Source organism: Xenorhabdus khoisanae, assembly GCF_001037465.1.
In the GTDB taxonomy this organism is placed as follows: domain Bacteria; phylum Pseudomonadota; class Gammaproteobacteria; order Enterobacterales; family Enterobacteriaceae; genus Xenorhabdus; species Xenorhabdus khoisanae.
In genome coordinates, this window is the sequence record NZ_LFCV01000020.1 from 40476 (window position 1) to 48642 (window position 8167).

At 39.4% G+C, this 8167-nt stretch carries 9 protein-coding genes and 1 tRNA gene; 4 read left to right on the forward strand and 6 right to left on the reverse strand.

Annotation, left to right across the window (positions count from 1 at the left end; all coding sequences use genetic code 11):
* Window positions 1-6: 6 nt before the first annotated feature.
* The gene (prlC, locus tag AB204_RS03655) at window positions 7-2049 is read right to left on the reverse strand and encodes an oligopeptidase A (protein WP_047962026.1); all 2043 of its coding nucleotides are present in this window, start codon (window positions 2047-2049) and stop codon (window positions 7-9) included.
* Window positions 2050-2281: 232 nt separating this feature from the next.
* Here prlC and AB204_RS22230 point away from each other — a divergent pair.
* Window positions 2282-2376: transfer RNA gene (locus tag AB204_RS22230), tRNA-Sec, on the forward strand.
* 194 nt (window positions 2377-2570) lie between these two features.
* Here AB204_RS22230 and AB204_RS03660 read toward each other — a convergent pair.
* The gene (locus AB204_RS03660) at window positions 2571-2897 is read right to left on the reverse strand and encodes a type II toxin-antitoxin system RelE/ParE family toxin (RefSeq protein ID WP_047962027.1); all 327 of its coding nucleotides are present in this window, start codon (window positions 2895-2897) and stop codon (window positions 2571-2573) included.
* Entirely contained in the window at window positions 2875-3102 is a 228-nt protein-coding gene (locus AB204_RS03665) for a TA system antitoxin ParD family protein (protein WP_047962028.1), read from the reverse strand. Before AB204_RS03665 ends, AB204_RS03660 begins: the two co-directional genes overlap by 23 nt.
* Window positions 3103-3360: 258 nt before the next feature.
* On the opposite strand from AB204_RS03665, the gene AB204_RS03670 reads away from it, so the two are divergent.
* From AB204_RS03670 to AB204_RS03680, 3 genes are all read left to right on the forward strand, one after another.
* Window positions 3361-3819: a GNAT family N-acetyltransferase gene (locus tag AB204_RS03670; RefSeq protein ID WP_458864239.1), complete on the forward strand. Its 459-nt coding sequence runs from the start codon at window positions 3361-3363 to the stop codon at window positions 3817-3819.
* A 268-nt stretch (window positions 3820-4087) separates the two neighbouring features.
* Complete coding sequence (locus AB204_RS03675) at window positions 4088-5002, forward strand: hypothetical protein (RefSeq protein ID WP_047962029.1); 915 nt, start codon at window positions 4088-4090, stop codon at window positions 5000-5002.
* Window positions 5003-5041: 39 nt separating this feature from the next.
* Window positions 5042-5737, forward strand: coding sequence for a hypothetical protein (locus tag AB204_RS03680; RefSeq protein WP_047962030.1), 696 nt, complete (start codon window positions 5042-5044; stop codon window positions 5735-5737).
* A gap of 67 nt (window positions 5738-5804) precedes the next feature.
* On the opposite strand, the gene AB204_RS03685 is transcribed toward AB204_RS03680, so the two are convergent.
* From AB204_RS03685 to AB204_RS03695, 3 genes are all read right to left on the reverse strand, one after another.
* Window positions 5805-6131 (reverse strand): lysozyme inhibitor LprI family protein, encoded by a 327-nt coding sequence (locus tag AB204_RS03685; protein WP_047962031.1) that lies wholly within the window; start codon window positions 6129-6131, stop codon window positions 5805-5807.
* Window positions 6132-6608: a hypothetical protein gene (locus tag AB204_RS03690; protein WP_047962032.1), complete on the reverse strand. Its 477-nt coding sequence runs from the start codon at window positions 6606-6608 to the stop codon at window positions 6132-6134.
* Window positions 6609-6722: 114 nt separating this feature from the next.
* The coding region (locus AB204_RS03695; RefSeq protein WP_152671490.1) for a PI-PLC domain-containing protein at window positions 6723-8167 on the reverse strand (1445 nt) is incomplete at its 5' end.

Consider the following 8167-nt stretch of genomic DNA (forward strand, 5'->3'; position numbering starts at 1 on the left):
AGTTTCTTATCCAGCGATGCCGTAGCTTTTCAGCATAGCATCCAGTTTTGGTTCGCGACCACGGAAACGTACAAACAGCGTCATTGGGTCTTCTGAGCCACCACGGGCCAGGATATTATCGAGGAATGACTGACCGGTTGTGCGATTGAAAATTCCCTCTTCAGAGAAGCGGGAATACGCATCCGCCGCCAGAACATCCGCCCACAGATAGCTGTAATAACCGGCTCCATAACCGCCATTAAAGATATGGCTGAAGGAGTTCGGGAAGCGTCCCCAATCTGGTGATGGGACAACAGACACCTGTTTTTTCACCGATTTCAGCGTTTCCAGAATTTGTGCCCCTTTAGCTGGATCATATTCCACATGCAGGCGGAAATCGAACAGACCAAACTCAAGCTGACGCAGAATCTTCATCGCGGCCTGATAGTTTTTGGCTGCCAGCATATTATCCAGCATCTCTTTCGGCAGTGGTTCCTTAGTTTCATAGTGACCAGAAATAAACGCCAGTGCTTCTGGTTCCCAACACCAGTTTTCCATAAACTGGCTCGGACATTCTACCGCATCCCAAGGCACACCGTTGATACCTGCCACATCCAGCGCTTCAATTTGGGTCAGCATGTGATGCAGGCCGTGCCCAAACTCATGGAACAGCGTTGTGACTTCACTGTGCGTGAACAGGGCAGGTTGATCCCCGACAGGCTTGCTGAAGTTACACGTCAGATAAGCGACAGGATCTTGCAGCACACCAGAAGCATGACACATTCTGCCGACATAACTGTTCATCCATGCGCCGCCACGTTTATTCTCGCGAGCGTAGAGATCCAGATAGAAACTGCCGCGCAATACTTGCTTATCATCATACAACTCAAAGAAGCGGACATCGGGATGCCATGTATCCACATCGTGGCGCTCTTTGGCAGTGATGCCATAAATACGGCGAACGACTTCAAACAGCCCTTCCAGCACACGTTGTTCAGGGAAGTAAGGACGTAATTGTTCATCATCAATCGAGAAGTCATGTTGTTTTTGCTTCTCGCTATAATAGGCCAGATCCCACGCTTCCAGCTCATCAACCCAGTAGTGAGATTCAGCGAAATCCTCTAGCGTTTCCAACTCTTCCTCACCTTGCTTGTGGGCGCGTTTGGTCAGGTCGTTCAGGAAATCGAGCACTTGCTGAGGTGTTTTAGCCATTTTAGTGGCAAGAGAATTTTCAGCATAGTTCTTGAAACCCAGCAATTGAGCGAGTTCGTGGCGCAATGCGAGGATTTCGGACATGACTTCATTATTATCCCACTTCCCGGCATTTGGCCCTTGATCGGAAGCACGGGTTGTATAGGCGTAATACATCTCCTCACGCAGTTCACTATCATCAGCATAGGTCATGACAGGCAGATAACTTGGCATATTCAGTGTCAGTAGCCACCCTTCCTGCCCTTTGGCTTCGGCAGCGGCTTTAGCGGCAGCTTTGGCACTTTCTGGCATACCCTCCAGATCGCACTCATCGGTAATCAGCTTAGTCCATCCCATTGTGGCATCCAGCACATTATTGCCGAACTTCGCGCCAAGCTCAGATAAACGGGCAGTAATTTCACCGTAACGTTTTTGCTTCTCTTCTGGCAGGCCAATACCGGTCAACTCAAAATCACGCAGGGCATCTTCAACGACCTTGCTCTGTGGCTGGGGAAGATTTTTGAAAGCTTCACTTGCTTTCAGGGACTTATATGCTTGATACAGACCCTTGTGTTGCCCCAGCCAAGTATCGAATTCAGAAAGCAGAGTCAGGCTTTGCTCATAGACTTCGCGCAGCTCCGGACTGTTCTTGACGGCATTTAAATGACCGACAGGCGACCATACACGGGCAAGTTTATCTTTCTCTTCAGAAATTGGCTGGCACAGATTATCCCAAGTAAAAGCGGAATTTTCTGACAAAATCTTCTCAATTACTTGACGGTAGTTGGCTAACGTCTCTTTCACAGCAGGCACGACATGTTTTGGTTCAATTGCAGAGAACTTAGGCAATGCAGAAGGTGTCAGTAACGGATTAGTCATAATGAGCGCCTTATATGTGTAGTTAGAGTTAGGGTATACGCTGAAACCAGCCTTATATCCCAATGGGTCGTTGACGATAGATGGGGATAAGATACCGTGAGTTCAATGCTAATGCCGCACTTTTATGCGAGTAATTCGGCTCTTTTTATATCAGAGATCTGTGAAGCGATGGAGACATTTAGATATTTAGATAGACGCGCTATAATCCCTGCTCTTCATCAGATTATTTAATGGAAGATCATCGTCCCCGGTGGGGCGGCTGGACTTCAAATCCAGATGGGGCCGCCAGCGGCTCTTGGCAGGTTCAACTCCTGTGATCTTCCGCCAATTAAGCTTCACATAACTCCACCCAGTTCAATAAATCCCTTATACTACCTGCAATTGCAATTTGTTATGCTTTCCTCAAGGTCAACCTGATGTGGTCAACAGAAATGTCCAAATTGTTTGGGGGCTGGTGAGATTTTTGAAGAATAGGTTGGGACCGTGGTCCCACCTGTTATCTTTCTTTAGAAGCTTGGAGGTCACTTAATAAGCCGAAGATCTGTTTTTCTGTGTCGTTTTTGTTCTTGGTAGAAATTTTCATGGGTACCTATATCAAGTAGATATAGTTCCAACTTATTTTCTTTCCAATGATATCCAATCAGCATTAATTGATTATTTAATGAAAATTTATGAACCATCAGGAAGTCGAGATCCCCTTTTTTCTTTTCACCTATCCTGGGATTATCAATGATTTTCTCGATTTCATTTTCTACCAGATATAACGTTTGTTCTGGCAATTTATCTAACGCCTTAGAAAACCGTCTGGTTTCATAAACTTCGATATCATTTTTTTGTTCTTCTGACATATTTACTTATTCTCCCATGTTCTACTTCTTTTTGAGCTAGTAAAATTTCATGGATGAATGAATAAGTTAGATCAGGATTATCTTCTGCGATTCGACCAATTTTAGCCCAATGCTCTATCTGTTTTGGAACGCTTCTGTTCGATGCCTCTGCATGAATTTTTACATCATTTACAAACTCATCATCCAACCTAATGCTAATGGCCATATTGCCTCCCTCGTATCCACTGGAATATTAGCAAATTGCATTAAATACTATGCGACAATTTGTCGCAAATTGCAATCATGTGAAAAGGTGTTTTATGATTCATTTCATTATCACTTTTAGGACGAGGAAGATTCAAATCATCCGGCAAAAAAAGCCTAAAAACAGCACCATCCAACTCACTTTTACCACAGCTAAAGCTAACCTTCCCCCCGTGAGCTTTGATATGCTCATGATAATGTGCCTCCTGTCACGGATGAGATAGGTCTGGGACTGCTTCATCACTGCCACTGTGAATTTGTCTCACAAGTCTCAACAGATAAATCGCTATTAGATATCACCGCTATTCACCAATTTCTTACACGTTCCCGTTGGGCAGAAGGCATTGATCTTGAAACAGTGCGGACAGCGATTGAAAACAGCCTGACATTTGGGTTGTACAAAGACAAAACCCAAATAGGGTTTGCGAGGTTGGTGACGGATTTTGCTACTTTCGGCTATTTGTGTGATGTGTATGTCTTAGAGGAGTATCAGAAACAACAACTAGGACGTTGGTTGATGACATGCTGCCAATCTCATCCTTTGATACAACGGTTAAGAAGAATCATGCTTGTAACTTCAACCGCGCCTTGGTTATATGAAAAATTTGGTTACTCTCCCGTTAACCGTGAAAATGGTGTTTGGCAGATAGTTCGTCCGGATATTTATAAGAAAGAGTAATTCCAATTATTGGTTTTGGAAACTATTACATTAGTCGTTAACTATATGGGAGTAATGAATTTTATATATTATTCCCATTCATTTAATCTATTGAAAAAAGCCATACAAATTAGATATTCTCTATAGTATCAGGTGTGTTAATTTAATGGTTAATAATCGTTTGAAATTTTTTTGGACTTACGCTTTATATTATTTTGTTAATTGGTTATTTAAATAATAAGTCTATCTGATCATCTCATTTGAAATCATATAAATATAGGTGAATAATTTGACTTTAGCAGATTTTGTTGAACATACGCTTGGCCCATCACTAAGAATAAAGTTAGAGAGAATAAAGATTGGTGGCTCCAGTAATCAAAAGGGGACTCAATATGAAAATTATTATGCAGTCGCAAAAATTTGTTCATCTGTTGCTAATTCCATGAAAGATAATTCTTATGATAACTATGTATTATCAGCACAAGAAATAGCGTTTGTAGATGATCTTTGCTGGAGGAGCAGGGATAGTGGTCTAAAGGTAAACTATCAGGCAAAGAATTCTGAAAATCATGTTGCTGATTGGAATAATGATTTACAAGAAAGATTTAAAAGCCAATATCATATAGATATTAACTATCATGGCGTGAAAACTTCACGCAATGTTCTACTTGTTAGTTCAAAAGCTAAGTGTCGAAGAAATTTGAAAAAAATTCCTATAGATTTACGTACTTTTTGTGATTGTGAATATTTTCCTTATTTTAAAAGTTCAACTGAGTTGATAATGGAACATAAACTATTACGTTCTGATTTAGAAAAAATTTGTGCAAGTACGAGTCTGCAAGCACTTGATACCGCATTTAAAATTATTCACAGTGCTTGGGTAACGAATGATTCTCAGGGAGTGAGAACGATTGGAGACATTATTGGTGAAGCAAAATCTATGTCATGTCCAAATATTTTTCATGGGCTGATACCATCGCGGCAGGTACCAGAATGGCTAACTGAGAAATGCGCCACTTTCAATGGGTGTATTGCTAGTGTAGAATCCGGTGTCGTTTATATGCGCTGTCGTGGCTTAGAAGTCGTTGTTGCTGGTGCTCCTGATCAGCTGACGTCTGAGCAGTTAAAGCAAATTGATTCTGCAACTGAATTACATACATTTCTAGATATTTTGACTAATATTACTAAACAAAGCTTCCTATAGAGGCTTACATAGCAGAATATAAAAAGATTAGGAGGGAATATGGTCACTCCCATAAATAATAGAAGCTTTAGCCAGTATACTGATGATAAGGCTAAAATTGCGTTGAACCGCTTATTGGAAGACCAGATAAATCCTGATGAATATCGTGCTGTGATGAAGCAGCTAGGTTGCTTTTTGGGGCATGTTTTGTCTCCATTTATTCCTAAAACGGATAAGTGCCTTGTAGTTTCTACTGCCGAAGATGCCGATTATCTTTCACGAGGAGTATTAGACTCTTTGAAAGAAGATCATGAGGCTAAAACAGCTGTCTTTTGGAATAACCATTATTTATTGAAAGATGGTGTAAGTGTTGCCCCTATAGTGCATAAATTCTTAGAGCCAGGGTATGACAAATCTAATCAATTAATTATTGTTAAATCGGTCATTTCTGGTAGCTGTGTTGTACGTACAAATTTGCTTGAAGTTATTGAGAAAATTAAGGCGAAAAATATTTATATTGTTTCACCTGTTATGCATAAGAATTCGGAAACGTCTTTATTAAAAGAATTTCCTTCACGAATCAGCAAAAAATTTAAATTTATTTATTTTGCCGTTGATGCTGAAAAAGATACTCACTCAGGTGAGGTTATTCCTGGTATTGGTGGGCAAATATACGATAAGCTTGGTTTAGGTATGCAGCCAGTTAAAATAGGGTTTATACCTGAATTAGTTAAGGAATTAACTCAATATCATTAATGTCATTCTTTGTCATAAAAAAACTCAAGGAAAGAAAATCCCTCCTTGAGTTCCTGAATATCTGCTATCAAATCGGTTTCTCTATCGAATTATACAGCGTATCAAGTTGATTAATCCGCTGGCGGTAACTTTGCAGTAAACAGGCCGTATCTCCCTTGCACTTTTGGCGCTGCTTCAGCCATGCAGTTTGGTTATCATACATCTCCCCTGATACTCCCATGGCAAATAACCCTTGCAGAAAGTGATACTTTACGCTCATTTCCACATCCAAATCATTGAGCTTTGGGTTTGAGCAAATCGCTTTTTCATCCGGTGTTTTAGCTTTCGCACAGTCAAAACTGGCAGCGAAGCTTAATGGCGACAGGATAAATAACATAAAACAGAGATACCTCATTTATTGCTCCTTATGGGAGGGGATAACAGGCCCGGGCCCGGTTTGCAATTTGGGAGACTCGGCATTTTCATACTTAAATGAGTGTGCCTTACCCGTTGCATCCAATTTGCAGGAGAACCGGATATCCTTCCAACCATCATCTGTTCGGTACATACCTTTACCAACCAATTCAGATGAATGTTCCAGCTTTATGCTGTCGGGTGAGACATCACCCAGAAAAACCTTATCGGCATCTTTGTGATGCTGTTGAATGATGGGCAAAGCAAAAGGGCGACAAATAAACTCAGCCACTTTTTTAGCCTCTGACCAGTTTGCTATATCTTTCAGAGCAGATTTATCTGTAATTTGTTCATTAATCTGTTGTTGCAGGTATTTTTTCTGGTTTAGGGATAATTGCTTGGATGGTGATTGTGCTTGCGCAAAGGCAGATAATAAAAGACAACTGGCACCCAAATAAGTTAAGTATTTTGAAAACATAGCAGCATACTCCCCGTTTGAGACTAAAAAAGTATGGCACAGATTATTTAATTGTGCCATCACAGAGGATATACGTTGACTTATTGTTGAAGCCATTTTTAAATAGCCTTTTTGTTATGCCGAATGTACTTTATAATTAATGGCTACTGCAAATGCAGTTATGTTCGTATCTAATACATTATCAACATTAATGATATTCGGGTATGATGATGAATCTATAACGATATAAGGATAAGCAGACAGATTTTGATTCGCGTAATTTGCTAAATCTTTAATGCTATCAACTCCCGGTAGCTTACAAAGGATTGATTGTGCTGTACTTTGGGTTAATGTCCAATATAATAAAAAGTATTTATATCCATAGAAGTTATTCATTTTTTTTATTTGTTCATCCGACATCTTCCTGAAATCATTTGTATTGGAATATTTACCATATATATTAAGGTCATCAAGATAGAAAAAACCTTTTTTATATCGTTTTCCTAAGTCAATTTTGTTTTTTTCATCTTTTCGTATTACGAATAAAACTGCTGAATTGGCACCGTTATTGGTAAACTTGTTTAAGGTTATGTTTGCAAGAGAAAAGGGGGAACCTGTTTCATCATCCTGATAATAATAGAGATTTTTAGTCTTACTTAATTGGTCAAATAGACCATCCCATTCTTCTTGTGTAAATGAACGATAAGAAGTGTTGCCAAGATCAGTATTGAGAGAATGAGAAAGCCTAATAATGATCAACTCATTGTTGTTTTTTGTGAATGAATTTATACCATTAATGATAGATTGAATTGGTTCGCCGTTTGCTCCTTGCCAGGAGAAACCAACTTTAGAATAATGACCGGTAGAGTAATGGGCAGCACTGATGACTGGCCTGATATCAAAGAACCTTATCCCTAAATTTAATTGTCCTAATAGATCATAAGATTGAGTTAATGTATTACATTCAACCCCTGCTGCTGTACCACCTGTTATTCTACTCATACCGGCATCATGAGAGCCAGTGATACAGATTGATTTTAATGGCAGATCGCCCAAAATTTTTCTATTATCATACATCCAACTCTCCGTTTTCAGATTTGTTCCTGTATAGCTTCCTTCTGTACCTGAAAGTATAAATGTGGTTAATGAATCTGGTGTCCACCCTAATATTAGGGTTGATCCTGGTAAATTTCCGTCTGTTTGTAAACTGATAAAATCAATACTAATCAAAAAACGCCCTTTATCTTTATGATATTTTGCACTTATTTGAAAATGACTTTCATTCGAGTCAAGTAACTTGTATTCAGCAATACCCATATCAAGATCATGATCATTAAAAATCCAACCACTTCTTTCTATGATTAATTGGACTGCGTCTTTAGATGTTATTTTTTCTGGGAAATACCAAAAATTCATCTGATAAGAAGAACTTTTAACTATTTCCCAATCAGCATTGGTGCTATTGATCAATGAAAGAGATGCTGTCTCACCCATAATAACCTCTTTTATTAAGTAAATATTATAATTTACAAGAATCATTTGGAGTAGGTTATTATTAGTGTAGTATAAATTTAAAAGGG

What these genes read in the sequence shown, in the direction of transcription:
- prlC (WP_047962026.1), bottom strand. Translation starts at nt 2,049, where the DNA reads ATGACTAATCCGTTACTGACACCTTCTGCATTGCCTAAGTTCTCTGCA.
- AB204_RS03660 (WP_047962027.1), bottom strand. Translation starts at nt 2,897, where the DNA reads ATGTCAGAAGAACAAAAAAATGATATCGAAGTTTATGAAACCAGACGG.
- AB204_RS03665 (WP_047962028.1), bottom strand. Translation starts at nt 3,102, where the DNA reads ATGGCCATTAGCATTAGGTTGGATGATGAGTTTGTAAATGATGTAAAA.
- AB204_RS03680 (WP_047962030.1), top strand. Translation starts at nt 5,042, where the DNA reads ATGGTCACTCCCATAAATAATAGAAGCTTTAGCCAGTATACTGATGAT.
- AB204_RS03685 (WP_047962031.1), bottom strand. Translation starts at nt 6,131, where the DNA reads ATGAGGTATCTCTGTTTTATGTTATTTATCCTGTCGCCATTAAGCTTC.
- AB204_RS03690 (WP_047962032.1), bottom strand. Translation starts at nt 6,608, where the DNA reads ATGTTTTCAAAATACTTAACTTATTTGGGTGCCAGTTGTCTTTTATTA.